The sequence below is a fragment of the Hymenobacter sp. genome, assembly GCF_031398885.1.
In the GTDB taxonomy this organism is placed as follows: domain Bacteria; phylum Bacteroidota; class Bacteroidia; order Cytophagales; family Hymenobacteraceae; genus Hymenobacter.
On record NZ_JANNOD010000056.1, the window covers coordinates 67,904 to 94,243 of the forward strand.

Annotated in this window: 20 protein-coding genes; 11 read left to right on the forward strand and 9 right to left on the reverse strand. The window is 67.4% G+C overall.

The features are described 5' to 3' along the window. The first annotated feature begins 49 nt into the window (after window positions 1–49). Window positions 50–559, forward strand: a complete 510-nt coding sequence (locus tag RMO51_RS11050; RefSeq protein WP_310394612.1) for an EamA family transporter — start codon at window positions 50–52, stop codon at window positions 557–559. Here RMO51_RS11050 and RMO51_RS11055 read toward each other — a convergent pair. After that, window positions 556–978 (reverse strand): BrxA/BrxB family bacilliredoxin, encoded by a 423-nt coding sequence (locus tag RMO51_RS11055; RefSeq protein ID WP_310394614.1) that lies wholly within the window; start codon window positions 976–978, stop codon window positions 556–558. The genes RMO51_RS11050 and RMO51_RS11055 overlap by 4 nt on opposite strands. A 191-nt stretch (window positions 979–1,169) precedes the next feature. Between RMO51_RS11055 and RMO51_RS11060 the strand changes: the two genes are divergently transcribed. Then, on the forward strand, window positions 1,170–2,060 hold the full coding sequence (locus RMO51_RS11060; RefSeq protein WP_310394616.1) for a pirin family protein: 891 nt from the start codon (window positions 1,170–1,172) through the stop codon (window positions 2,058–2,060). Between the two features lie 483 nt (window positions 2,061–2,543). Here RMO51_RS11060 and RMO51_RS11065 read toward each other — a convergent pair whose 3' ends face one another. The 4 genes from RMO51_RS11065 to RMO51_RS11080 all read right to left on the reverse strand — a co-directional run bounded on the left by RMO51_RS11065 (window position 2,544) and on the right by RMO51_RS11080 (window position 10,233). Continuing rightward, entirely contained in the window at window positions 2,544–5,600 is a 3,057-nt protein-coding gene (locus tag RMO51_RS11065) for a PAS domain S-box protein (RefSeq protein WP_310394617.1), read from the reverse strand. A 462-nt stretch (window positions 5,601–6,062) separates the two neighbouring features. Continuing rightward, complete coding sequence (locus RMO51_RS11070; RefSeq protein WP_310394619.1) at window positions 6,063–7,208, reverse strand: T9SS type A sorting domain-containing protein; 1,146 nt, start codon at window positions 7,206–7,208, stop codon at window positions 6,063–6,065. 14 nt (window positions 7,209–7,222) lie between these two features. Continuing rightward, on the reverse strand, window positions 7,223–8,911 hold the full coding sequence (locus RMO51_RS11075) for a hypothetical protein (RefSeq protein WP_310394621.1): 1,689 nt from the start codon (window positions 8,909–8,911) through the stop codon (window positions 7,223–7,225). Then, entirely contained in the window at window positions 8,908–10,233 is a 1,326-nt protein-coding gene (locus RMO51_RS11080; RefSeq protein ID WP_310394623.1) for a serine hydrolase, read from the reverse strand. Before RMO51_RS11080 ends, RMO51_RS11075 begins: the two co-directional genes overlap by 4 nt. Window positions 10,234–10,472: 239 nt before the next feature. Between RMO51_RS11080 and RMO51_RS11085 the strand changes: the two genes are divergently transcribed. The 6 genes from RMO51_RS11085 (at window position 10,473) to RMO51_RS11110 (ending at window position 16,254) form a co-directional block, all read left to right on the forward strand. Then, window positions 10,473–11,321 carry a hypothetical protein gene (locus RMO51_RS11085; RefSeq protein ID WP_310394625.1) on the forward strand — a complete coding sequence of 283 codons (849 nt, stop codon included), beginning with the start codon at window positions 10,473–10,475 and terminating at the stop codon, window positions 11,319–11,321. A 66-nt stretch (window positions 11,322–11,387) separates the two neighbouring features. Further along, entirely contained in the window at window positions 11,388–12,185 is a 798-nt protein-coding gene (locus tag RMO51_RS11090) for a hypothetical protein (RefSeq protein WP_310394626.1), read from the forward strand. Window positions 12,186–12,233: 48 nt separating this feature from the next. Continuing rightward, complete coding sequence (locus RMO51_RS11095) at window positions 12,234–13,010, forward strand: sterol desaturase family protein (protein ID WP_310394628.1); 777 nt, start codon at window positions 12,234–12,236, stop codon at window positions 13,008–13,010. A gap of 241 nt (window positions 13,011–13,251) precedes the next feature. Next, the gene (locus RMO51_RS11100) at window positions 13,252–14,427 is read left to right on the forward strand and encodes an acyltransferase family protein (RefSeq protein WP_310394629.1); all 1,176 of its coding nucleotides are present in this window, start codon (window positions 13,252–13,254) and stop codon (window positions 14,425–14,427) included. Window positions 14,428–14,510: 83 nt separating this feature from the next. Further along, on the forward strand, window positions 14,511–15,557 hold the full coding sequence (locus tag RMO51_RS11105; RefSeq protein ID WP_310394630.1) for a histidine kinase: 1,047 nt from the start codon (window positions 14,511–14,513) through the stop codon (window positions 15,555–15,557). Further along, on the forward strand, window positions 15,529–16,254 hold the full coding sequence (locus RMO51_RS11110) for a LytTR family DNA-binding domain-containing protein (RefSeq protein ID WP_310394631.1): 726 nt from the start codon (window positions 15,529–15,531) through the stop codon (window positions 16,252–16,254). Before RMO51_RS11105 ends, RMO51_RS11110 begins: the two co-directional genes overlap by 29 nt. A 196-nt stretch (window positions 16,255–16,450) precedes the next feature. On the opposite strand, the gene RMO51_RS11115 is transcribed toward RMO51_RS11110, so the two are convergent. From RMO51_RS11115 to RMO51_RS11125, 3 genes are all read right to left on the reverse strand, one after another. Continuing rightward, window positions 16,451–17,746: a sigma-70 family RNA polymerase sigma factor gene (locus RMO51_RS11115; protein WP_310394633.1), complete on the reverse strand. Its 1,296-nt coding sequence runs from the start codon at window positions 17,744–17,746 to the stop codon at window positions 16,451–16,453. A gap of 94 nt (window positions 17,747–17,840) precedes the next feature. Further along, on the reverse strand, window positions 17,841–18,194 hold the full coding sequence (locus RMO51_RS11120; protein ID WP_310394635.1) for a YciI family protein: 354 nt from the start codon (window positions 18,192–18,194) through the stop codon (window positions 17,841–17,843). A gap of 72 nt (window positions 18,195–18,266) precedes the next feature. Beyond that, a complete protein-coding gene (locus RMO51_RS11125) occupies window positions 18,267–18,854 on the reverse strand; it encodes an SRPBCC family protein (RefSeq protein ID WP_310394636.1) in 588 nt (195 codons plus the stop codon). A 329-nt stretch (window positions 18,855–19,183) separates the two neighbouring features. Between RMO51_RS11125 and RMO51_RS11130 the strand changes: the two genes are divergently transcribed. Then, a complete protein-coding gene (locus RMO51_RS11130) occupies window positions 19,184–20,086 on the forward strand; it encodes a LytTR family DNA-binding domain-containing protein (protein WP_310394638.1) in 903 nt (300 codons plus the stop codon). A gap of 142 nt (window positions 20,087–20,228) precedes the next feature. Here RMO51_RS11130 and RMO51_RS11135 read toward each other — a convergent pair whose 3' ends face one another. After that, window positions 20,229–22,250, reverse strand: a complete 2,022-nt coding sequence (locus RMO51_RS11135; protein ID WP_310394640.1) for a T9SS type A sorting domain-containing protein — start codon at window positions 22,248–22,250, stop codon at window positions 20,229–20,231. A 467-nt stretch (window positions 22,251–22,717) separates the two neighbouring features. Between RMO51_RS11135 and RMO51_RS11140 the strand changes: the two genes are divergently transcribed. Both RMO51_RS11140 and RMO51_RS11145 read left to right on the forward strand, forming a co-directional pair. Continuing rightward, window positions 22,718–24,133 (forward strand): T9SS type A sorting domain-containing protein, encoded by a 1,416-nt coding sequence (locus RMO51_RS11140; protein ID WP_310394642.1) that lies wholly within the window; start codon window positions 22,718–22,720, stop codon window positions 24,131–24,133. A 57-nt stretch (window positions 24,134–24,190) separates the two neighbouring features. Further along, window positions 24,191–26,215, forward strand: a complete 2,025-nt coding sequence (locus tag RMO51_RS11145) for a T9SS type A sorting domain-containing protein (protein ID WP_310394644.1) — start codon at window positions 24,191–24,193, stop codon at window positions 26,213–26,215. The last annotated feature ends 125 nt before the right edge of the window (window positions 26,216–26,340 follow it).

Genomic DNA, 26,340 nt, shown 5'->3' on the forward strand with positions numbered 1-26,340 from the left:
TGGGAAGTACGCCTATGGTGCTGTTTAGCTGATATTTCTGGGGTTATATATGTGGGTTGTTTTTGCTTTGCTGGCGGCGCTGATTTCCGCCGTGGTGGTAACGTTGTCGAAAGCGGGCATCAGGAATGTCCCGCCGAGTCTGGCCTTTGCGGTGCAGGCGGTGCTGATTATTATCGTGTCCTGGGGCACGGTGCTCTGGCAGGGATTATTGCCCGAAATTGGCCGCATTGAACGCAAAACGTGGCTTATTCTGGTTACGGCGGGCATCCTGACGGCTACGTCCTCGCTGCTGGCGTTTCGGGCGCTGTCCATTGGCGATGCCTCGCGGGTGTCGCCGATGACCAACGTGGCGCTGGTGTTTTCGGTGACGCTGGCGGCTATTTTTCTCAAGGAAAAGCTCACGTGGCAGGTGGTGCTGGGCGCAGCCTTGATGGTGAGCGGCGTGCTGCTCATTGTCTTTGCAAAGCCCGCTGAGAAGGCCGAATCGAGTAACAACAAAAATGGCCGCCCCGAAACCGGAACGACCATTCACGAATCCAAGCCGGCGGCTCGGGCTTAGCAATACTCTGCGAAGGCGCCTTGCAGGTTGTTGACGATGCGCATGGCGTCGGAGCCTTCGATGTGGTAGCGCTCAATCATGTGCACCAGCTCGCCGTCTTTGAACAAGGCAATGCAAGGGGACGAGGGCGGGTACGGGAGCAGGTGCTCGCGCATCTTGGCCACGGCGTCGGTTTCCATGCCGGCAAACACGGTCACGAGCTTGCCGGGCTTTTTGTCGGCGCTGGCCAGGGCCATTTTCAGGGCTGGGCGGGCCTTGGCGGCGGCGCAGCCGCACACCGAGTTCACGGCCACCAGCACGGTGCCTTCGTTCGAAGCGAGGGCGGTGTCAACTTCTTCCGGGGTCATCAACTGCTCAAATCCCACTTCGGTCAGGTCTTGGCGGATGGGCGCCACCATGTATTCGGGATAAACTGCCATTGTCGTATGAATGAGTAAAAGCGGCGGGGCCGCGTGCGGCACAAAAGTACAACCGGCTAAAGCAACCCGGCGGCGGGAAAGTTCGGCGCGGCGCGGCGCGCCCCGGATAACTATTTTGCCGCCAACTGCTTTTACCAAACCGCCGCGGCTGCGCGGCCCGTGCTTTTCGTCTACTTTCCCCTTTGTTTCTCATGGACACTACCGTAGCAACTTCTTTCCGCCGAATTTTTCAAGTCATCGATGGCAACAAGAAGGCCGTGGGCGACGGCTTCCAGGTGACGAGTCCCATGCCGGGGCCGCGCATCCGCCAGCTCAGCCCCTTCCTGCTCATCGACCACATTGGCCCGATGGCCATTGCCCCGAGCGAGCAGCCGCTGGGCTCGCCGCCCCATCCCCACCGCGGCTTCGAAACCGTGACCGTCATGTACCAGGGCGTACTCGCGCACCGCGACACGGCCGGCCACGCGGGCAACATTGGCCCCGGCGACGTGCAGTGGATGACGGCCGGCGCCGGCCTCATGCACGAGGAGCTGTACGAGAAGGAGTTCACGCGCAAGGGCGGCACGCTGGAGGTGGTGCAGCTGTGGGTGAACATGCCCAAGAAGGACAAAATGGCGCCGGCCAACTACCAGGACATCCCGTCCTCGGCCATCAAGACGCTGCCCACGGCCGACGGCCAAGGCACCATCCGCGTGATTGCGGGCAGCTACGAAGGCGTGCGCGGCCCGGCCACCACCTTCTCGCCCCTGACCATGCTCGACGTGCACCTGCCCAAAGGCGCCGAACTAACCCTGAGCCTGCCCGCTGCCTACAACGTGGGCCTCTACGTCGTGAAGGGCGCCGTGCTGCTCCACGGCGAGCGCCCCGCCGCCACCAAGCAGTTGGTGGTGCTGGGCTGGAACTCGCCGGACGCCCACCTCACCGCCACCGAGGACAGCATCGTGCTGGTGCTGGCCGGCGCGCCCATCGAAGAGCCCCTGGCTACGTACGGGCCATTCGTGATGAACACCAACGAAGAACTGGTGCAGGCCATTGCCGACTTCGAGAACGGGGCCATGGGCAAGTTTGAGGACCACGACTAGTGGCCGTTTGGGAGTTTCACCCCGGCCCCGGTTCGACTAAGGCGCGCAGCCTAAGGAGCGGGGCGCCGGCAGTTCCTCCTGCCCGCCCTGGCGCCCGGGGCCACGACGCGAGACACGTTTTTTGCTTCCCTGCAAGACGAAAAGAACCGCGGGAAAGAAGCCCGGGGCACCGCCGCGCTGGGCCACCTGCACCACCCGTTGCGCCGGGTCTCTTCCGAAAAATACCCGCCCGCCAGCCTGGCGCTGCTGCAAGAAATTCAACTCGCCGGCGACATTTTCTTTTGGTGCGCTAGCCGCCTTCGACCGCAGAGACGTAGGGTTGGATGTGGCGCGAGGCCCCGCTTCGCGCCACCCGCGCGCGAACCCGAAAACCGCCCTGATTCTCCGCAGCTCCGGGAGCGGCTCCCACGGCTTTGCCCGCCCGCAACACGAATCAGCCGGCGGCCGCTTGTGGAATACTCGTGCCGACGCAAACCTGACTCCCTAGCCCTGGGCCGGCAGCAGCCCTTCCTCGCCGGGCAGCTCGCGCAGCGCCCGCTCCACGGCGAGCAGCAGCAGCTCCACGGCCGGGGTCAGCGCCGCCGGAGCAGGTGCCTCGCCGCCCGCGGTGGCGGCCTGGTGCAGGCGTTCGAGCAGGGCCACGGGTTCCGCGGTGCCCACCACGGCCAGGGCCTGCAGGTTGGGCTTGATGTGGTGCACCAGGCGGGCCACGGCGGGCCAGTCGGCGGCGGCGGCGGCCCCGCGCAGCTGGGCCAGGCTGGTGGGCATATTGGCGAGAAAGGAGCGGAGGATGCGCTCCACGAACACGGGGCGGCCCTGGGCCATGTGGCGCAGTTGGGTAAGGTCGTAGGCCGGGACGGCGGCGGGCAGCAGGGCTTCAATCTTGCGGTACAGCTCTTCCTCCTCGAAGGGCTTGGCCAGGTAGTCGTTGAACCCATTGGCCAGGTAGCCGTCCACGTCGGCCCGAAAGGCATTGGCCGTGAGGGCAATGACCGGGGTGGCCGCCCGCTTGGCATCGGCCATCTGGCGCAGGCGCTGGGTGATTTCCACGCCGTTCATGCCGGGCAGCTGGATGTCCATCAGCACCACGTCGTAGGTCTGTTCGTCGAGCTGGGTCAGGGCGGCCGGGCCGTCGGTGGCCTCGTCGAGGCGCACGCCCCAGGGCTCCAGCATCATCCGGGCCACCAGGCGGTTGATGTCGTTGTCTTCCACCAGCAGCACCCGCGCGCCCACGAGGTGGCCGGTGTCGTACGCGGCCGCCTCGTCCGGCCGCTCGGCCGCCGCCGGGGCTTTGGGCAGGGTGAGGGTGAAGGCGAAGGTGCTGCCCTCGCCCACCGCGCTGGCCAGGGTGAGCTCGCCCCCCATCTGGGCCACCAGCGCCCGCGAAATGCTCAGCCCCAGGCCGGTGCCGCCGTGCCGCCGGGCCGTGTCGGCGTAGGCCTGGGTGAAGCTTTCGAAGATGTGGGCCTGCTTGTCCGGGTCGATGCCGGGGCCGGTGTCCTGCACGCTGAAGCGGACGGTGAGCGAGTCGGCGGTTTCGGCAAGCTGCTCGCCCCGCACCGTGACGCGGCCTTGGGCGGTGAACTTGACCGCGTTGCTGACCAGGTTAATCAGGACCTGGTTGAGGCGGTGGGCGTCGCCCAGCACCCAGGGCATCGGGCAGGTGTCGCGCAGCGACGTGCCCACGAATTCCAGGCCCTTTTCCTGCGCCTGCAGCGCCAGGCCCTGCACGGCGGCGCCCATCGAGTCGCACAGGTTGAAGGCCTGCTCCTCCAGCTCCAGCTGGCCCGCCGTGATTTTGGCCATGTCGAGCACGTCGTTGAGCACGCCCAGCAGGTGCTGGCCCGACTGCTGAATGACGTCCACCAGCTCCTGCTGGCGCGGGTCGAGGCGGGTTTTGGCCAGCTGGGCCGTCATGCCCAGCACCCCGTTCATGGGCGTGCGGATTTCGTGGCTCATGTTGGCCAGGAAGTTCTCGCGGGCGCGGGCGGTGGCCTCGGCTTCGTCGCGGGCCCGCATGGTGGCCTGCTCGGCCTGGATGCGCGCGGTGATGTCCTGGCCGTAGCCGACCACGTGGGTCGTCTGCCCGTTCTCCTGCACGCGGTAGTTGTGGTAGAGCAGGTAGCGGGTTTCGCCGCTGATTGTCTGGACTTGCAGCAAGCCGCTGTGCTCGTCCCGTTGGGCCATCAGGGCCAGGTAGGCCGCCACCTGCGGGCGCAGGGCGGGCGGCACCCCGGCGCTCAGGGGCTGGCCGACCAGCGCCTCGGCCGGGGCGCCCATCATTTGGGCCACGGCCGGGCTCACCGAGAGCATGACGCCGTTCAGGTCGTGGGTGCAAATCAGGGCCTGCGAGTACCGGGCCAGGTCGCGGTACTGCTTCTCGGTGTGGGCCAGGCTGAACTGGGCTTCTTTGGTGGCGGTGATGTCGGTGCTCACGCCCAGCACCAGCCCGCGGCCGTCGGGGCGGGGCAGGGGCCGCTTCACGGTGTGGAACCAGCGCACGTCGTCCGGGCCCAGGGTCAGGCGGTCTTCGGACGTCACTTGCTGGCCCGTGGCCAGCACCCGGGCGTCGGCCCGGGCGTGTTGGGCCATCTCCCAGGCCTCCACGCCGGCGGGGTTGGCGGCGGCCCGCGCCGGCAGGTCCTGCATGTCGGCCGTCAGCGCTTGCATGGCCCGGTTGCTGAAGACGATGGCGCCCGCGTCGTCCCGCACGTAAATAGCGCTGGGCGCGGTGTCGAGCACCAATTGCGTAAACTGCTGCTGCTCGCGCACCTGCCGCTCGGCCGCGTGCCGGGCCGTGATGTCGACGAGGTAGACGTTGACGTAGTCTTCGGCCGGAAAAGGCGCCACAAACACCTGCATGAGCATCTCCCCGGCCTGGACTTCCAGCTCCTGGGGCTCGGCCAGTTGCAGGCTGCGGGCGGCCACGGCGCGCAGGCTGCTGCGCAGCGCCTGCACCTCGGCGGGCGCCAGCCGCTCGGCGAAGCGAAACGTGGCGGGGTTGGCGTACACCCGCTCCCCGGCCCCGTTGAAGCGCATGATGGGGTTGGGGTTTTGCTCGGAGATGCGCGCCAGCAGCCGCAGCTGCGCTTCGCCCGCGTGCTGGGCGGTCACGTCGCGGCAGCTCAGCAGCCAGCCCGTTCCCTCGCCGAGAGGCACCTGCACCACGTCGCGCGCCAGCAGCCGGCCGCTGCGCAGCGGCAGCAGGGCGTTGAGCAGGGAGCCCGGGGCTTCCCGGGCCGTGGCCAGCTCGGCGAGGTAGGCGGCGGGGTCGGCCACGCGCTCCCGCACCAGCGCCACCAGCGCTTCCAGCGGCTGGCCAGTCCAGTGGCTGGCCGGCCCGGGCAGTTCCAGCAACTGGCAGTATTGCTCGTTCACCAGCAGCACCGTGCCGGCCGCGTCGAGCAGCAACAGGCCGTCGCGCAGGTGCTGGGTGAGCGCCTGCAGGTGCGCGTTGGCGATTTGGGATTGGCGCAGGGCGTCTTCCAACGCGCCAACGCGGTCCGGCAAGTTATCGGGAGCAGCAGCAGTTGTGGCCAAGGAATCGGGGGGGTGAGTGAGAAGACCGGCAAGTGGGAAGGGGCTAAATTACACGGCCCCGTGGCCCGCCGCCGGCGTTCACCCCGAACTACCCTCTCCGCTGGACCAATGTCCCCGGGGACTGGTTCAACGCCCCGCCACGCCGGGACCCGGAAAACAACCGGGCCCCGGCGCGTGGTTTTCGCAAGCCAGTAGCTTTTGGCCGCCTACGCCCCCAGCAGAACGAGCCTACCCGACCGGAGTCATTTCTGGAACAATACTGCGGATGGCCACCCCGTTGCCGGCAATGGCCAAATCGTCGGACCCCATCGCCGAAGGTTCTGCCGCGCTGAAGAGGGCACGCCCAAAGCGCGGGTACAGCATGTGGGTCAGCAACTTCCGGGCGAACTGCTGGCTCACTTTTTTGCGACGCCAAGAGTGCATCACCTTCTTTTCCTGGCAAGGGACTTTTGGCGCTGATTCCTATTCAACTAATAACTTCTGGGTCCCCGCCGTGCCGTCGCGGAACTGGACGCGCAGCAGGTAAAGCCCCGGCCCAATCCCGCTCAGTGAGTAGGTTGCTTCTCGCTGCCGCAACGGCACGGCCCTGCCGGTCGCGTTATAGAGGGTCGTCAGCGCCACCGGCTGGTTGGTGCCCAGCCGGAACTCGGTGCGCGCCGGGTTGGGATACACGCTGAGCACCGTCCGGCTGGCCCCCGGGGCCGCGGCCAGCGGCTGGCTGACGCAGGTGCGCACGGTGCCCCGGAAAAACTCGTCCCAGAGGCGGGCAGCGTAGGCGGGCACGAACTGGTGGTTTTGGCCCGCGACTTCCGTGAAGCGCACCGCGCCCCGGCAGTCGGCGCTGGCAAACAGGGTGTCGGCGTAGGTGTAGCCGCCCAGGGTGGGGCGGGTGCTGCGGTCGGCCCCCGGGCCGGTTTGGTTGTAGCTAATCCAGTAACGCTTCTGGTTCTGGTCCGAGACCGAGCGGGTTTCGCTGGTGCCGGGCACCTGCTGGTTTTCCTGCTGCCCCCGCCAAATCCAAACGGGCACCTTGCCGTTGGGCTGGTACGGATTGGCGTAGGGGTTGATGGCCAGCGTGGTCATGAACGAGCCGCTGACCGGGGCCGCCGCCGCCAGCCGGGCCGAGTTGCGGAACAGGTAGGTGTTGACCATGCTGCTGCCGTTGGAAAAGCCCATCAGGTACACCCGGTTGGCGTCGACGCGGTAGCGGCGGCTCACCCGGTTCATCACCGTGTCCAGGTACGCCACGTCGTTGAGGGTCGAATTGTAGAACGAATAAGTGGCGTCCCAGGAGTAGATGTTCCAGACAAAACCGCCCGGTCGCTGCTCAATGCCGCCTTCGGGGAACACCACGATGACGCCGGCCGTGTCGGCAATGGCCGGCCAGCCGCTGGAGCCCGCGAAATTGCGGGCCGTGCCCAGGCCCCCGTGCAAGGCCAGCAGCAGCGGCGCGGCAGTCTGGGTGGCGTAGTTGCGGGGCAATTGGGTGTACCACTTGCGCAGCACCCCCTGCAGCACCGCCGAGTCGGCGACGAGGGGGGCCGGGGCCTGCGCCGCCGCGGGCAGCCACGGCAGCAGCAACAGCAGGAGGGAGAATAGCTTTTTCATGGATATGGGAAGCGTTACTGTTTGAGAAGGGCTTGATGCACGACGGTCCCGTCCGGCAGCTCCAGCCGCAGGAGGTAGTAGCCGGGCCGCACGTCGGCCACGTCGAGAGAGGCCACCGGCCGCGGCCAGTCGCGCACCCGGCGACCCTGGCCGTCGAGCAGTATTGCGCGGGCCACCCCGCCAACCGGCGCATCGAGGCACAGCGTCGTCGTCACGGGGTTGGGGTAAACCTGCGCCGTTGGCACCGGCCCGACCGCGGGCGCGGCGGCCAGCACCCCCGCCGACGCGGGCAGGTAGGCCAGGTAGAAGTCGCCCACCAGCGGCCCACCCGGCGTGGTGGGTTGGGGCTCGCCCGCCAGCGGCAGGGCATCGAAGGTCATATTGCCCGTGAAGGAGCCGACCACGGCCACGTTCTCCTGACCGTCAAGGCCCACGGCAAAGTTGATGACCTGCCCCCCGGTGCCGGGCACCAGCTTGTAGCTCAGCACCTGCCCGGCCGGATTTAATTTCAGCACCAGTTGGTTTTGCGCGTTGCCGGTTACGACCACCCCGTTGGGCAGCGTCGTGACCGCGCCCACGTTGGGGGCCAGCACGATGTTGCCGGTGGTACCGCTGACTTCCAGCTCCGCGCCCTCGTCCACGGGCGAAGGGCCCCCGATTTGCCGCACCCACAACAGCGTGCCGGTGGGCGTGAGCTTGGCGAGGAAGATGTCTTTGCTGCCGGCCGCGGACGTGAGCACGGTGCCGTCGAAGCTGACACTGCCCGTGAACACGCCCGACACGTACACGTTGCCGGCCGCGTCGGCGTCCACGCCGCGGGCGTGGTCGAGGCCCGCCCCGCCCCAGTGCTTGTAAAACTGCACCTGCCCCAAGCTGTCGTAGCGCACCAGGTAGATGTCGCTGCTGCCGCGCGTCTGGAGCGTATCGCCGGCCAGGTACACGGCGGCGTCGAACTCGCCGGTCAGGAGCACGTGGCCGGTGGCGTCCACGCTGATGCCGCGGCCCTCCTCGTGGCCGGTGCCAGGCAGCGCGAAGCCCCGCCGGAAGCGGCCCGTGCGCGAATGGTTGCTTACCCACACCTCGTCGGGGCCGCCGGCTTTCACCACCTGGCTCCCGTTGGGAAACGTGAGCGTGTCGCCCGCGAAGAGGCCCGTCGCCCAAACCTCGCCCGTGGCGGAGGTCACCACTTCGTTGCCCGAGTCGCTGCCCCGGCTGCCGAACGCGGAGGCCCACACGGCCCGGCCCAGCGAGTCGAACTGCGCCACGTAGGCGTCGCGCTGCCCGCGCGGCGTGGGCAGGCTCACGCCGGGGTTCAGGGGTTGGGGGCTAAAGTAGGTGCCCGTGACGTAGGCCGCGCATTCCGGGCCGTAGGTGTCCAGGTCCACGCCGACTTCCGGGCCCAGCGCGCCAAAGGTGCGCACCATCAGCGGCGTACCGTTAGGGCGCAGGCGCACCACGTAGGCGTCGGCTCCGCCCACGGCCTGCACCGGCGTGCCGGCCAGCAGGAAGCTGTTTTTGAAGTCGCCAGTGGCCCACACCGCGCCCCGCTCGTCCAGGGCCACGCCCCGGCAGTAGTCGTCGACGCCGGCCGAGCCGCCCGCCACCGCCCATCGCCAGGCGGCGGGGCCCTGCGCCTGCGCCGGCCGCCCGGCGAACAGGCACGACGCGCCGACGAGCAACACGTTCATTAAAGCCCGGCTCACGGCTGCACGAGCAGTTGGCGGTAGGCCCGGGTGCCATCGGCCAGCGCGATGCGCAGGTAGTAGACGCCCGGCGCCAAGCCGCGCAGGAACAGCGCCGTGTTGGCCAGCACGCGCGTCGGGGGCTGCACCAGCCGGCCGTCGGGCGCGTAGATGCTGACCGTCGCGGGCTGCAGGTTGGGCGTGCTGAAATACACGGCTTCCTGGGCGGGGTTGGGGTAAATCAACACGGCGGCGGCGGCAGCCGTCTCGCGCACGGCGGTAATGGTGCCGCAGCCCCCACCGATGGCGGCCCGAATCAGGTCGATGGCCTGCATGGAGGTGGCGGCGGTGGTGGCGTAGCTGGATTGGGTGACGATGACGCCCGTAATCCCGCGGCAGCGGTCCACCCAGTAGATGGTGCCGAAGGCGCCGGCCCCGCTGATTTGCTCGGTGTACTGGGTGGCGGGGTTGTACACGTCCTGCCAGGCCCCGAACCCGTAGTAAATAATGGGTTGGTTGTAGGGGTTATTGTAGGCGGGGTTGTCCGGGTAGGGCGAGGCCAGCTGGGGCACCCGGTTGGTCTGGTCGCGCCACATTTCCTGCATCCACACCGAGTCGATGACCTGGGTGGTGCCCACCTTGCCGTTGCGCAGGATGAACTGGGTGAAGCGCATCAGGTCGCGGGCGTTGGAGCTGATGCCGCCGGCCAGGCGCGGGTTGGTGGGGCTGCTGAGCTGGTAGGTGGTGCTGCTCAGGCCCAGCGGCTGCTTGAGGCGGGTGGTGAAGAGCGCGTTCCAGTCGGTGCCCGCGGCCACGGCGGCGCACTGGCCGGCCACCTGCATCGAGACGCCGCCGTACCGGAAGGCCGTGCCGGGCCGGTAGAGTTGCGGGTCTTCGCGCAGGATGCTGTCCACGCACTGGGCCAGGCTGAGGGCAGGGCGGGCCAGAAAGTCTTCGCCGCTGGTGCCGGCCCAGCCGCCGGTATGCGAAAAGTTTTGCCGGATGGTGGAATTGCCCTTGCGAAAGAACGTGGCTCGCGGCAGGTAGCGGCCGATGGAGTCATCGAGCCCAATCAGGCCCTCCTGGGCCAGGCGCAGCACCACGGCCCCGGTAATGTTCTTGGTAGCCGAGGCAATGGGCACCACCGACAGGCTGTCGCGACTACCCAGCGCCTTGTAGTACACCACGCGGTTGTTCTGCTTCACGAGGCACACCACGCTGCCATTGTAGCGGCTGAGATTGGTGGTGAACAAGGCGTCGACGGCGCTGAAGTCGGCGGTCTGGGCGCGGGCTCCGAAGAAGGGGCTGCCAACGAGCCCAAGCAAGAGAAAAAGTCGCTTCATGGTGCGTCAGGGGTTGAGTTTAGCCCGTTGGATGGGAGGTGCCGGCAAAAGTTTAAAAGGGGTGAGCGCTCCAAACGCTGCTGAGCCGGGGCGCGGCTCGTCCCCGTTGACAAAAACCGGCGGTTGGTGGGCGGCGGCGAACCGTTGGTTGAATTGTTTTCGCGGGCCTGGGCCGGGCGGGCACCTTTGAAGCAGTTATTCGAGTGAATAGCCATAACCCCCCTTCATCGCCTGCAAAAATGAACGCCTGTACCCCCCGCCCCGCCCTCCTGACTGCCCTGTGCGCCGCGCTGCTGCTGAGCAGCTGCAACCACGCCGACCGCGAAACGCCCGAGCCCAGCGTCGTCGAAGAGCAGCAAACCGCCGCCGACGGCAGCTACGCCCAGGCCGCCTACGACGACGCCCTGCGCCTGGCCGGCGAGGCCGAGCGCAGCGCCCAGGCCAGCGCCACGGCGGGGCCCGTTACGTCCTCCTGCGCCCAGCTCACGCTGGACCGCGCCGCCGGCATCGTCACCCTAGACTTCGGCTCCGCCGGCTGCACCGGCCCCGACGGGCGGGTGCGCAAGGGCAAAATCACGGTGACCTACCAGGGCGGCTACCTCACCCCCGGCTCCCAAACCGTCCTCACCTTCGCCGGCTACTCGGTCGACAACAACGCGGTGGGCGGCACCGTCACGCTCAGCGGCGTGAGCCGCAACGCGGCCGGCAAGCTCCAGTACACCACCACCGTGGCGGGCGGCAGCCTCGCCCTGGCCAACGGCGGCGGCACGCTATTGGCCGACCTGGCCCGCACCACCGAATGGACCACGGGCGAGGGCACCGGCACGGCGCAGGACGACGTGTTTGCCATTGTCACCGCGGGCACCCTCACCTGGCGCAACGGCGTGGCCTATGCCGTCACCACCCCCAGCCCGCTGCTGGTGCAGAGCGCCTGCCTGAGCCAGGGCATCATCTACCCGGCGAGCGGCACGCTGTCGCTCAAAGCCGCGGCGAAGCCCGCCTTCGGGCTCGACTACGGCTCCGGCACCTGCGACAAGACGGCCACGCTCACCGTCGGCCCCACGTCCCGGGTCATTACCCTCCCCTGAAAAGCGCAATTGGCCGGGCCCGTTGGTTGAGGCTCCCGTGATTTCTCACTCTTCATTCTTTCTCCCATGCTTTTTCTAGCCCTCTGTACTCGTTCGATGCAGCTGCTGGCCCTGCCGACGCTGCTGGTGCTGGGCCCCGCCCCCGGGCCGGCGGCGGGGGCGGCAGCTTCGGAGCCGACCATCCAGCAAAGCCTGGCGCAGGGCGCGGCCTACCAGGCCCGCTTCCAGCGCGAGCCGGCCGCTGCGGCCTACGACCGGGTGCTGCGCGTGGCCCCCGACAACTTTGAGGCCCTCTGGAACCGCGCCGTGCTCACCGCCCAGCTGGCGCTGCGGCAGCCCGACCAAGCCGCGCGGCAAACCAGCTTCCGGCAGGCCCGGGCGCTGGCCGACCGCGCCCTGCGCCTGGACTCGGCCCGCCACGAGGCGCACTACGCCGTGGCCCTGGTGGCGGGGGTGGCCCAAATGAGCGGCGCCAGCCACGCCGAGCGGCTGGCGGCCGGCCGCACCGTGCGCTGGCACGCGGGCCGGGCCGTGGCCCTCAACCCCCGCCACGCCGAAAGCTGGGCCCTGCTGGGCGGCTGGCACCTGGGCCTGGCCAACCTGAGCTGGGCCGAGCGAATGGTGGCCGGCCCGGCCGCCGCGGGGGCCAGCAACGAGCGGGCCCTGCACTGCTGCCAGCAAGCCCTGCGCCTGCAGCCCGGCAACTTGAAGTTCTACCTGCTGGCCGCCACCGCCTGCCGGCACCTGGACCGCCCCGGCGAAGCGCAGGCGCTGCTGCGCCGGGCGCTGGCCCTGCCCGACCTGCGGCCCGAAGACCCGCAAGTCCGGCAAAAATGCAGCGCTTTGCTGCGCGAGGTTACCTGACTACGTTTTGAAGCTTTCTGTTTTACTTTTTCACTAGCTTTTTCCCTCATGAACTTCCTCCTGCCCGCCACCCTGAGTCCGGCCGCTGGTTCCGGCCTGGTGCTGGCCAACGTGCTGCTGCGCTACCTGCTGTTTGCCGGCGGGGCCTACCTGTTCTTTTACGTGTGGCGCCGCCGGCAGTGGCTGGCCCGCCGCATTCAGCCCCACTTCCCCACCGACAAGCAGATTCGGCAGGAAGTGGGCTACTCCCTGCTCACGGCCGTGATTTTTGCCGGGATTTTCCTGCTGGTTTTCTGGCTGCGGAAGCTGGGCTACACCCAGATGTACGCCGACGTGCAGACGCACGGCTGGCCCTACCTGGTGCTGAGCGTGGGCCTGCTCATCGGGCTGCACGACACGTACTTCTACTGGTCGCACCGGCTGATGCACCACCGACTGATTTTCCCGCACGTGCACCGGGTGCACCATCTCTCGCACAATCCCTCGCCCTGGGCCGCCTACGCCTTCCACCCGCTGGAAGCCGTGATTGAGGCCGGCATCCTGCCGCTGGCCGTGTTCGTGCTGCCGGTGCACCCGCTGGCGCTGGCCATTTTTGGGGTGTACACGCTCACCTTCAACGTCATTGGCCACCTGGGCTACGAGCTGCTGCCCCCGCGCTTGCACCGCCACTGGTTGGGCCGCTGGCAGAACACCGGCACCCACCACAACCTGCACCACCAACTGGTGAAGGGCAACTACGGCCTGTACTTCAACTTCTGGGACACCTGGATGGGCACCAACCACCGCCTGAACGAGGAGCGGTACGAGCGGGCCACGGCGGGCTGAGCCCGAGTGCTTGTGCAAGAAGGTAAAAAGAACGTCATGCCGAGCGCAGCTGAAGCATCTCGCTCGCATCGTGGGGCGAAATTATTTACTGCTGCACGCGAGTTGCCTCGGCTGCGCTCGGCATGACGTTCTTTTCAGCCGCACCGTTTCCCGGCGCTTCGGCGGAAACCAAGACCAGCCATTTGCCAGCAGCGCGGCGTAGGTGTATTTTCACCGCATCAACCCGTAAAATCCACCGCCCATGGCCCTCGCCGCTCAAACCAGCCGGTTGTTTTACTTCGACTGGCTCCGGGTGCTGGCCTTTGGCCTGCTGGTGCCCTACCACGCGGGGCTGATGTTCGTGGACTGGGGCTTCCACATCCAGAACGCGGGGCTCACCGAGGACCTCAAGCCACCCATGCTGTTCGTGAACCAGTGGCGGCTGCCGCTACTGTTTTTCGTGGCCGGCGTCGGCACCCGCTTTGCCCTGCGCCGCCGCCCGGGGCGGGTGTTTCTGCAGGACCGGCTGCGGCGGCTGGGCATTCCGCTCGTGGCCGGCATTCTGCTCGTCATTCCGCCGCAGACGTACCTGGAGCGCCTCAGCCACGGCGTCAGCTACCCGTCGTACCTGGGGTTTTATCCGCACTTTTTCGAGGCCGGCAACTTCACCTGGAACCACCTGTGGTTCATCGTGTACCTGCTGGCCTACTCGGTGCTGCTGCTGCCGGTGTTCCTGTGGCTGCGCCGGCGCAACGAGGCCGGGAGCCGCGGGGCGGGAGCGGGCTTTTGGACCGGCCACTACCGGCTGCTCGGCTTGGTGGTGCCTTTAGTGCTCATCGAAGTCCTGCTTCGCAGCCGCTGGCCTGACACCCGGAACCTAGTGGCCGACTGGTATAACTTCGCCTTTTACCTCACCTTCCTGCTCTACGGCTTCGTGCTCTCGCTCAGCGAGTGGGTGTGGCCGCAAGTGGAGCAGAACCGCTGGGGCTACCTGGCCGTGGGCGCCGTTTCATCCGCGCTGATTTACGTGGGCTGGCACTCGCCGGGCGAGGGCTTCCTGGAAACCACCACGGCCGGCTGGCTGGCGTTCTGCGTGTTCAAGTGCCTCAATATCTGGGGTTGGATACTGTGCTTCATCGGCTTCGCCCGGCACCACTTGCAGCGGAGCAACGCCTTTCTGGCGTACACCAACGAGGCGGTTTACCCCTTCTATATTCTGCACCAGACCGTGCTTATTATCCTCGGGTACTACGTCCTGCAGTGGTCGGCCGGCATAGCAATTAAGTACGCTGTCATCGTGGCGGGCACCTTCGCGGGCACGGCGTTTTTGTACGAGTTCGTGGTGCGCCGGGTGGGCATCCTGCGCCTGCTGTTCGGCCTCAAGCCGGCGCCGGACCCGGAGGCGGCCCCCGAGCTGCGCCGCGTTAATCCCGGGTAGGCCGCGGCCGGCCAGCGGTGCCTACATTTCGGCGGCCGCGCCCGGCTCTGGTGGCCGGCTTTTTTCACCTTCCGCTCCCCGGCATGAACCTTACTCAGCGGCGAAACTGGTTGCTGCACGTCGCCGTGTGGAGCGCGCTGTTCGTGGCCTACCTGCCGTTTTTCCTTAATAACCACATCGGGCAGCCGCTGGAGCGCGACGCCCTGGGCCTGGGCCTGCTGCTGCTGCTCTACTACGGCAACGCCCGGGTGCTGATGCCGCGGCTGCTGGCCCGGCCCGGCCCGGGGGCCTACCTGCTGGCGGCGCTGGCGCTGGGGGGCGGCGTGTCGGCGCTGCGGCTGGGGCTGGACGCGGCGCTGTTCGGGGCCGACATGGCCACCGGATTTCCGTCGCTGAACCGCTACCGGCTCTACGTGCTGCTGCTGCACGGGCTGGTGCTGGGGGTGAGCTACTTCGTAACGGCGCTGCGCCGCCGCGAGGCCGAGGCCCGGCGCGCCCAGGCCACCATCAGCCAGCAGCAGCAGGCCCAGCTGCTCTACCTGCGCTCCCAGATTAACCCGCACTTTCTCTTCAACACCCTCAACAACCTCTACGCCCTCACGGTGGCCCGCGCCCCCGAAGCGCCCGAAATGGTGCTGCGCCTGGCCGCGCTGCTCCGCTACGCCATCTACAGCACCCGCGAGGCCCGGGTGCCGGTGCTGCAGGAAGTCGAGCACATCCGGGAGCTGCTCTGGCTCTACCAGGTCCGGTTCGAGCACCCGGTGCCCATCACCCTGGCCGTGGACTGCCCCGCGCCGGGGCCCGACATCGAGCCCATGCTGCTGATTCCGCTGGTCGAAAACTGCCTCAAGCACGGCGACCTCGACTACAACCCCGCCGGCTATGTCCGCCTGCGGCTGCAAGTGACGGCCACGGAGCTGGTGTTTGAAACCGAGAACACCAAGGACGCCGCCGATCAGCCCAAAGACGCCGCCCACGGCGTGGGCCTGGACAACATTCGCCAGCGCCTGCGCCTCACCCACGGGGCCGCCCGCGCCGCCCTGCTCACCTTGGCCACGCCCACTACCTTCACCGCTCGCCTGCACTTGCCGCTCTTGCCCCATGCCGAAGATTCGCACCCTGCTCGTTGACGACGAGTACCTGGCCCTGAACCTGCTCGAAGGCTACCTGCAACGCCTCGACGACTTTGAAATCGTGGCCAAAATCCGGGAGCCGCTCGAAGCGCTGGCGCTGCTGGGCCGCGAGCCCGTGGACCTGCTCTTCCTCGACATCCAGATGCCCCGCCTCAGCGGCCTGGAGCTGCTCCGCTCGCTCTCGCGGCGGCCGTTCACCATCTTCACCACCGCCTACAGCGAGCACGCGGTGGAAGCTTTCGGGCTCGACGCGGTGGATTATCTGCCCAAGCCCTACTCTTTCGAGCGGCTGCTCCAGGCCCTGAACAAGGCCCGGCTGGCGCTGGCCGCAGCCGCCCCACTGCCCGCGCCGGGCCCAGGCGCCGGGCTCCCCGCGCCGCCCGCCTTCCTTACCATCAAGGCCGACGGGCAGTACCGCAAGGTGGCGCTGGCCGATATTCTGTTCGTGGAAAGCTGGCAGGAATACGTGCGCATTCACACGCCGGGCGGGGTGCTGGTGGCCCTGGAGCGCCTCAAAAACCTGGAGGCCCAGCTGCCGGCCGGCCAGTTTCTGCGGGTGCACCGCTCCTATTTGGTGGCCGTGGGCCAGGTCACGGCCCTCGACGGCAACGAGCTGCTGCTGGGCAAGCACCGCGTGCCCGTAAGCCGCGACCTGCGCGAGCAGGTACTGATGCAGATTTTCGGGGTGGGGTGAAGCCGGAATACGGCTGCGGCTTGGAGCGTGTCCCACAGAGGGCGTCATGCAGCGCGCAGCCAGAGGGCATCGTGCAGCGCGCAGCGAAGCATCTCGCTCGGGGTAGTAGCTCAATCATTAAGACGAAGCGGGCGAGACGCTTCGCTGCGCGCTGCATGACGGGCTGATTTTGTCAATGCCCCATTTGGCTAGGCTCTTACTGGGGCAGCTCGTCATCATCGGGGCCGGGTGCGCCGGGCAGGGCGGCGCGCTTGCGGCGCAGCAGGTCCTGTTCCGGCCGCGAGGCGGTGAGGGCCAGGGCGCGGTCGAGGTGCCGGGCGGCCGGGGCGGGCTGGCCGGTCTGGGCGTACAGCTCGCCGAGCACGGCGTGGTAGAGGTGGTGCTGGTCGAGGCCGGCCAGGGCCAGCACGGCGGCCAGGGCCGGGGCCGGCCCCACGGCCTGGGCCAGGGCCACGGCGCGGTGCAGCGCCACCACCGGCGTGGGCTTGAGCAGCAGCAGCTGGTCGTAGTAGCGGCCAATGGCGGGCCAGTCGGTGGCGGCGTAAGTCGGGGCGCGGCAGTGCTCCAGCGCAATGGCCGCTTCGAGATGAAACTCGCCGGCCGCCTCGCCCGCCGCCGCTGCCCCCAGATGGCGCAGGCCCTGGGCGATGAGCGGCTGGTGCCAACGGCGGCGGTCCTGGTCGGCGAGCAGCACGATGGCCCCGTCGGCGTCGGTGCGGGCGGCGAAGCGCGAGGTCTGGAAGCAGAGCAGGGCCAGCAGGGCGTGGGTTTCGGGGCGGTTGGTGCGCGGGTGCTGGGTGAGCAGCAGGGCCAGGCGCAGGGCTTCCTCGCACAGCTCGCGGCGGATGAGCTGGTCGGGATGAGCCGAATTATAGCCCTCGTTGAAGAGCAGGTACAGGCTTTTGAGCACGGCGGCCAGCCGGCCGGTGAGCGGCGCCCCGCTGGGCACTTCGAGCGGCCCGGCCACGGCCCGCAGCCGCTCCTTGGCCCGGTAGAGGCGCTTGGTCATGGTATCGGCGGGCACCAGGAAGGCCCCGGCCAGCTCGGCAGCGCTCAGGCCCCCCAGAATTTTCAGGCACAGGGCCAGCTGGGCTTCCGGGGCCAGGGCCGGGTGGCAGCAGGCGAAGAGCATCCGCAGCTGGCTGTCCGTGATTTCCTCGGCCAGAAACAGGGCGGACGCGGGCGGGTCGGGCGTCGTTTCGGGTGCCGGGGCCAGCTGGCCGGCCAGGCGGCGGTAGCGCTGCTCGCGGCGCAGCAGGTCGAGGGTTTTGCGCTGGGCCACGGCGTAGAGCCAGGCGGCGGGCTGCTCGGGCACGCCGCGCACCTTCCACACGGTGAGGGCCTGCAGCAGGGTGTCCTGCACCAGGTCCTCGGCCTCGTCGAGCCGATGCAGGCCCAGCCAGCGCGCCAGCACGGCCTGGAGGCGCCCCGCCTCGTGGCGAAACAGGTGCGCCACGAGGCGCTCAGAAGCATCCGGGACCGCGACAGGCATCACCAAGGGAAAAATCAGGGGTAGTCTTTGCCGAAACAAGGCCGGGCGACGGGGCCCGGCCTTGTTCTGGCAGCAATCAGCAAGTAGACTCGCGCTAGGCCAGCGCCATAATCGGCCGGATTTCCACCGAGCCCTCGTGCTCGAACACGGGGCAGCCCTCGGCCAGCCGGGCGGCCTCGTCGAGGTCGGCGGCCTGCACGAACAGGTAGCCGCCCACGATTTCCTTGCCCTCGGTGTAGGGGCCGTCGGTCACCACGCGCTGGGAGCCGGTCAGGGTTTTGCCGGTGGGCAGCAGAGCCTCGGTGCCGGCCAGCCGGCCCTGGGCGGCGATGCTGCCAATCCAGTGGTTCCACTTTTGCAGCTCGGCCTGCATGGCCTCGGGCGACGGGTTGTTGAACGCCTCGGCCGTGGCCGCGAAGCTGTGGAAGATGAGCATGAATTTTTCCATGATTGAAAAGTAAGTGAGAATGAGAGAAAAAGAGAAAAGAGAGAGAAACTCCTGGGGCTGAAGCGACGCCAGTCAGCGAGCTGCGGCCAGCGCCGGGGCGACGGGGAGCGGACGAGCTGCGGCCAACTGCTCGCAATGCCGACGCAGGTTGGCCAGGCCCCGCTCGTTCACTTGCCGGATGTTGCCGCGCAGGCCCAACAGCGGGGCGAGGGCATTGAGCGGGACGGGCAGCGCGGTCTCGAACCGCTGGGTGACGCGGGTGCCGCCAGGCACGGCCTCGAAGGCGTACTCCACGGTCGGAGCCGAGCGGAACGGCTGCTCGATGCGGCAGGCGATGGCTACCCGCCGCGCCGGCGTCAGGGCCACGATTTGCTGGTAGCCCCGGCCGGGCTCGGCCACGCCCACCCAGCTGAACCGGGCGCCCACGGCCCCGTCGGGCCCGCGCAGGGCAAACCGCTGGCGCGGGTCGGTGTCGCGCCAGGGCGACCAGCGCGGGTACTGCCGGAAGTAGCGCACCTGGTCGTACACCAAGCTGCGCGGGGCCCGCACCACCACGGCGCTCACCACGCGCAGCTGGCGGGGCGCCCCCGCCACCAGCCCCGCCAGGGCCAGCCCCGCGCCGCCCAGCAGCAGGCCCGCGTACAAGAAAAAAGTTTTCATGGGATAAAGAATTAAAGGATGAAACATGAAATTCACTCCTAAGACGAACCACCTTTCCCGAACCGGACCGCACCGCCCAATTATTTTTTTGGCCAGCTACTGCGAGCGTAAAGTCGGGCCCGATGGAATCGGCCCTTGGCTATTGCGCACGGGGCCAAAATCATTTGGGGGCAGGCCGGATGGCTGCGCTGGAGTATCCCTCGAATTCCCTCAAAAAACGACGGCTCGTCCTCCGTTGCAGGACCGCGGGCGGGGTTTAACTTTAAGGCCAAATCAGCCTTGAGCGCCCCGGTGGCGCGGGCTTTTACCGTACTTTAAGCGTGGTGGCGATGCTTCCAATTCAGGGCCGACAGGCGTGGGGGGTGCGGGCCGTAGCCATTCCGGTGCTGGCCGTGTTGGCGGCGCACGTGGTGCTCTACCAGCGCTTCCCCGGCCAGGCCGGCTACCAATTTCCCTGGCCGGCCACCGGGCTGATTGCGGCCATCACGCTGGCCTGCTGGGAAACTAACCTGGCCGCGTACCGCTACCTCGACCGGCGCCTGCCGTTTCAGCGGCGGCCGGTGCGCCGGCTGGGCTGGCAGGCCCTGCTGGGCAGCGCGGCCACGGCCGTCACCTTCGGGGTCATTTTCTTGCTGTTCACCTACTGGCGCTCCGGGAGCTGGCCGGCGGCGGCCGACTTCGGGCTGGGTCTGCTCATTGCCTTCACGCTCTCGGCCCTCATCAACGCTGGCTACGTGGGCCTGTACCTGCTCGGCGCCCTCGCTGCCCAGCGCCGGGCCACGGCCACGGAGCTGGCCGCCCGCCGGGCCGAGCGCCAGGCGCGCCCCGCACCGGCACCCGCCGCGCCGGCCATGGCCGCGGCCCGGCCCGCACCGGCCGGCCTGCTCATCGAGTGCGGCAGCCAGGTGCAGCAGCTGGCCTTCGACGACATTGCCTACTTCTACTCGGCCGGCGGCCTGGTGCGGCTGGTGCGAGCCGACGGCGGCAGCCTCACCACCAGCTATGACTCGCTGGCCGCCCTGACGGACCGGCTGCCGGCCGGTCAGTTCTTCCAAATCAACCGCCAGTATCTGGTGAACCTGCGGGCCGTGCGCACCGTGCAGGACGACGTGAACCGCAAGCTGCGCCTCACCCTGACCCCCGGCCCGCTGGCCGGCCAGCCCACCGAAACCGTGCTCATCAGCCGCTACCGCAGCGCCGAGTTTCGCCGCTGGCTGCAAGGGGCCGCCTAACTACTCGCCACTGCCGCGCGAGTGGTGCAGCGGCTAACCAACCGCCGCCGCATGGCCCGGTCGCTGGAAATCCGCAAGCCCAGCGGCTGCTTCCCGACCAGCGAGGCCAGCCCCGGCTTTCCCCGCGCCTGAGCGGTTCGGGCTACTCTTTCACAAACCGGCCCGTTTTATTGCCGGTCCGAATGAGGTAGAACCCCGGCGACAGGCCGTCAAGGCTTATCCGGTCGGTGGGCCGGCTGTCGGCTTTCACCACAGCCCCCACGCTGTTGAGCAGCTGGTAGCCCTGGTCAGCAGTAACTTGGACGAACGAGCGGGCCGGGTTCGGGAAAACGGCAAGGGCCTGCGGAGCCTGCGCTGGATTGCGGGAGCTGAGCGGGGTGCTGGGGTTGGCAAACCTATCCAGGCTGGTGGTGATGTAGGGTCGGCCGGGCTCGTACACGTGGTCGCGCAGGACGAACACATCAGTCCCCTGGAAGGCAATGGCCCGCGCAAAAACCCGCTCCAGGGTTTGGTCGAACTGGTAGAGCGTGGTCAGGTTGCCGTTAAAATCGTAGAGCACCACCACCATATCGTCGGAGGCGGGCGTGCCCAGGCTGTTGTTGCTGGCCCCGCTGAAGCTGCCGAAGGTGTAGAAAATCACCCCCACGCCGGTTGGGGACAAGGCCAGGGATTCGCCCGACTGCCCTTCGTTGGGGCCCAGCTGCCGCACCCACACCAGGGCCTGCGTGGTGTGGCTGATGCGGGCCGTGTACACCTGCGGCCGTTGCGGGTTGCCAATGCCCGGGGCCAGGGCACTGGTAGTCTGGCCGGTAATGAACACGTCGCCGCTGGCCGGGTCCACGACCAGGTCAAACGCCAGGTCGTTTTCATTAGAGCCGTACTGCGTGTTGCGCACCCGCACCCCGGCCGGCGTCAGCTCGGTGAGGAAAATATCGAAGGAACCCCGCGGGGCGCCCGTGTCACCGATTTGCCCCTCGGTATCGCCAAACAGCAGCACGTTGCCATTGAGCAGAGTGCGGCTGGCAAAAACCCGGTCGTTTTCCGGGGTGCCGTATTGCAGGGTATTCAGCACGCTGCCCGTGGTGGAGACGTGCACCGCGAAGGCGTCCAGCTCCCCGGCGTTGGTAAAGCCCGGAAAGCTGCCCTCCGTGAATCCCGTGGCCATTAGGGACCCGTCGTTCAGGAAGGAGACGCCGTAGCCGTAGTCCCGGCCGTTGGCGGTGCCGAAGGTGGTGCGGGTCTGCAAAGCGCCGGTGGGGCTTAGCTTCACTACCACCACGTTGTCTTGGCTTTTCAGAGCGCCGCCCGCGCTGCCAATGCCCGCGATGCCGTGCGTGGCGTCGCCGGTCAGGGTGCGGATGTACTCGTGGTCGTTGCTCAGCCACGACCACTGCAGCTGGTCGTTCTGGTAGGCGCTGACGATGGTTTTGTTGAGCACGAAGTCGTACACCGCCGTTATCACCTGGTTGCCCACGGTCAGCGCCGCCTCGCCGCCGGTGAAATTAGTCCGGCTGTCCAGTTGAAAATCGAGGCTTCCCACGGCGGCGGCCGGCGGCGTGAGCGGCGAGGAGGCATTGGCGCCGCCGGTGGGGGGCGTGTAAGGGCTAACGCCTTCCACCTGCAGCTGCCCCGCCGACTGCGCCCTGACGAGCACGAAATAGACCCCGCGGGTGGGGGAGCGGAAATCGATGGAGTCGCCCTGCGCCAGCACCCGGCCCTGCGAGGAAAGCAGCGTCAGCTGCGGCGCGGCGCCCGTAAAGTTGATGGGCTTGACTTTGACGCGCTGGCCGCGTAGCAGCTGGTTTATCGGGTGCTGCCGCGCCCCGCTGACCATGGGCACGGTGCCTTCGATTAGCGTCGGGCCCTGCGGAATGGCGGGGATGGTGGCGGTAAAGCTGGTCTGGTTGGAGAGGGTGGCGGTCAGGGTCACGGGCGCGGTGGCCGCGTCGAAAAACACCAGCGGATTGGTGTTAAGCCCCTGGATGGTAGCCCCCGTCCCGGCAATGGACCAGCTCACGCTGACGCCCGGGGGCAATTTCACCGTGGCGTAGTTTTCGGTGGAGTTGGGAAATACGGCTTCCGGTCCGTTGTACAGCACCGCTTGCGCGGCCCCGCGCAGTACCAATCCCATCAGAATGAGGATGGTGAGTAAGGATTTTTTCATGATGGCCTGGGTTTCAAGGAGACGTTTGGTGGTCAGACCTTGAAGAGTCGGCAAGGATTAAAGAGGGGGCTTGCTGAGGCAGTGGTCCCACCGGGCAGGCGACAGCACCGCGGGACCTGTTCGACCAGCTGGTGGCGGGGTAATTCGATTTCCCGAAGACGCCAGACCGCCAGCGGCAGTAACAACAGCCGCACTCAACAATGCCGACAGCCACCGTTTGCTTGCCAAAGCCGTGCGCCTACGGACCAGGACGTTTGGGCCGTACCTCAACAGCCCGAAGTCTCGCTTTTGCCCACGCAAAAGCTGGCCGGCCGCTTTAGCCGGTCCATTCAAAAGAAACAACCTGGCCCCTGAAGCACCCCGGCATTAAACGCTACGGGCTGGCAATGGTCAGAAGGTCGCTGCCCCGATGAACAAGTACGCCCCTCGGCGGCGGGCACCTCACCGGCCAAAACGCTCCACCACCCATGAAAAAAACCCTACTCTACACGCTCACCATGCTGATTTTCTTCGGCCCGGCCCGGGCGCAGTTCATGGTGCAGGACGTGCGCATCGGCGACCCGGCCGCCAGCTACCTGGACTTCGAAATCTGGCAGGCGGGCAACCGGCTCTGCTTTCAGGACGAGAACAACCGCGGCTACGTGGGCCTGCTGGACAGCCAGACGGGCAACCTGGTGTCGGCCAGCGGCAAGGACTACCTGTTCGACGCGGCCCTGACGCCCGTCACCCAGTCCATCAACGGGCCGGAGTGGGGCTACCGGGTGGGCGGGGCCGACGTGTTCTACACCAAGCAAATCGGCACCGCCGACAAGCACATCGGGCAGGCTACCTGGAACGGCACCGGCTACACCGCCACCGACCTGAGCGCCTCGCTGACCGGCCGGCGCTTTGCCACCATCTGCAGCAAGAACCCGACCGACCCGGCGGCGCGGTTGGTGTACGCCCGGGGCAACAACTTACTTAATTTCACCATTCACTGGAGCGTGGCGGCCAATCCGGTGAGCGACACCCCGGTGCCGTACGGCGCCAACAGCTCCAGCGGGCCCCGCTTCATCGAGGGCGAGCAGGCGCTGCTCACCAACGACGTGGTGAACGGCACGACCCAGATTTTCCGCTACGACCTGGCCACGGCGGCGCTGACCCAGCTCACGTTTGACCCCGGCAACAAGATTGACGCCTTCGCGTGGAACGCCCCCGACTACGGCAACGCCCGCCTCCTGTACTGCACCGTGAACGACACCATCCTTCGCCTGTACCGCCAGGTGGGCAGCGCCTTCACGGTCGTGTACGATGTCCGGCTGCCCGACCCGTCGTACGGCTACTACTTCTCCGCCGAGCCGTTCGTGTTTCAGAACAGGTCCTACCTGTTCGTGTGCGCGGCGGCCCAAAAATTCATTCCCGGCTCGCAGAGCAATTCCCTGCCGGCCGACGTGTGGGTGGTGGCCCTGGACCCCGCCCGCCCCTTCTTCCGCAAGGTGAGCGACAGCCGGGTGGCCCTGCGCCTGGACCCCGAGGTGTTCATCACGCCCACCGACGCCTACATCTACTACTACGAGTACAACCAGAACGGCAACGTGCACCCCGTGGCCCTGCACAAATGCAGCGCGGGCCTGGCCAGCTTTCCGCTGAAAGCGAAGGCCGCGGCGGCGCCCGCGGTTTCTGTGGCGGTCTTTCCCAACCCGGCCCAGAACGCCCTCACGGTCACCTCCGACAAGGTTTTGCACCAGGTCAGCCTGTACGATGCCGTGGGCCGAAACGTGCTGAGCGTAAGGCCGGAGCAGAAAGGCGCTACGCTTGATGTGGGCGGCCTGGCCAACGGCCTCTACTTTCTCAAAGCCGACGCAGACCGGCGCACCACCCAGAAAGTGCTGATTCAGCGCTAGCTCGCGCTTCACAACCCTTGCGCCCCCCTCGCCCGGATGATTTCCAACCAGATGACCATGAAAAAGGCCTTACTCATTCTCTTCGCTTGGCTGACCAGCGTCGCGGTGCAGGCGCAAACAGTGCCGTACAACGGCCCGGAGTCGCTGCTGCCCAACGCGGCCGGGCAGTATTCCAGCGTTGCGCTGCCGCCGGGGGTAACCGTGAGCTGGTCGATTTCCGCCAACGGCCAGCTGCTGGGCCCCACCACCAATTCCATCGTGCGGTACGACGTCGGGACGACGCCCATCACCCTCACCGCGGCCTTGTCCAACGGCACCAGCGTGGTGCGAACCATTCCCATCACCCCGCAGGGGCCGACTCTGTCGACCGGCACCTTTCCGATGGCACCCGGCACCCGGCAGCATCTAATTAACCAGGTGCTGCGGGGCGAACGAATCAAAATCAAGCCCATCAATTACAGCGGGCCCGCTCCGGTCCTCAAACTATTGGATTTTCAGGGTCGGTTTCTGGCCCAGGGCGATTCCATCGACCTCAACACGCCCATCCGGGGCAGCTACTACGTGGTGGTCAATTCGGCGTCCGGCGGGCAGCTAAAAGTGGAAGGCATCATGCCGTTCGTCCCGGATTTCGCCCCCCAGAGCGCCTCGGCCCTCACGCAGCCCGCCTGTACGGTGGGCACCATCAGCGCCACCCTCGACGCTTCGCTGAACCACACGGGCGGGGAGGCGATGACCACTCTGGGCAATAAAATCGTGGTGGCATTTTACGATTTCACGCTGAATAAAACGGTGGTAAAAGCCTACCAGAACGGGGCGCTGGCCTGGACCTGGCTGAGCAATCCCAACGAGTACATCCGCACCCTCACCGCGCACCCGCTCTACGGCATTGCCGGAATCGGCAGCTCCGGCGGGGCATTGGAAAGCCAGGACGAGGTGTTCGTCGTCAAGCTCAACAGCAGCGGCATTTGGCAGCAGACGACTACTTTCGGCACGGCCGACGGCAAGGATTTCGGGTACGGCATCTCCTTCCTGAACGACGGCTCGCTGATGGCTACCGGCTTCAGCAGCGGCACCTTCACCCAGGCCAACGCGGGCGGGGTCGACGCCATCGCGGCGCATATATCCCCGGCGGGTGTCGTGTTGGAAAAGCTGCAGTTTGGCACCCCCGAAAACGACCGGGTTTTTGGCAGCCAGACCCTGAATAGCGGGAACGTGATTCTGTTTGGCGACACCCGGGGGCAGGTCGGGGACACGGGCACTCCCCGGGGGGCCTACGACCTGTTTATCACGGAAATATCACCAGCCGGCGTGAAAATCAAGAGCACGCAGTACGGCTCGCCCGAAAACGACCTGGCCTACGCCCTGGTAGTGGACCCCGGCAGCGGCGACATTTTTCTGAACGGCCTGACCTCGGGCGCGATAGTCCCGGGCTTTGGCAATCCGCAACTCCAGCAGGTGTACACCGCCCGCATCGACCACACAACGCACGGCGTGGTCTGGCTAAAACAACTGGGCCCAACCGAAGGCCAGGGCGCGGACGGCATCGCGCTGTCGGGCACCGGCGTGGGGGTAATATTCTACACGAACGGCAGCTTCAGCGGGGCCACCAACAACAGCCTGGGCTTTATCACGAGCGAGGACATGGTCCTGGCACTGTACGATTTCAACGGCAACCTGCTGCGCCTGAATCAGTTTGACCAAACGACGGAGCGCGTCTGGGCCCGCGCCCTTGCGTTTGACGGCCCGGACATTTACGTCCTGCGAGACCACGCCTACGAGCCCGGCAAGCCCTTCGTCACCACCAGCGTCGATAAGCTGAGCAGCCAGCTACTGAGCGTGACCACCGCGACCAGCCGGCCCGGAACCCTGCAAATTTACCCCAACCCGGCCCGGGCCGCCCTCACGGTGGTGGGTGCGAAGGCCGGGGCCCCGGTGACCATCTGCGATGCCTTGGGCCGGGCAGTGGCCACCGCCCCAGCCGATGCCACCGGCACGACCCGACTGACGCTGCCGACCGGCCTATCTGCCGGCGTGTATCTGGTGCGCAGCGGTTCGTCGACGCAACGCCTTGCCGTGGAATAAGGGCCAGCTCGTCGCACCGCGCCGGGGCAGGCCCCGGCCGACCTGGCCCTAGCCCTGCCGCTGGGGCGGGCACGTCGTCAGCAATGAATTGAACCGCCGCCGCGAGGGCAAGCGGCCCAACGCCT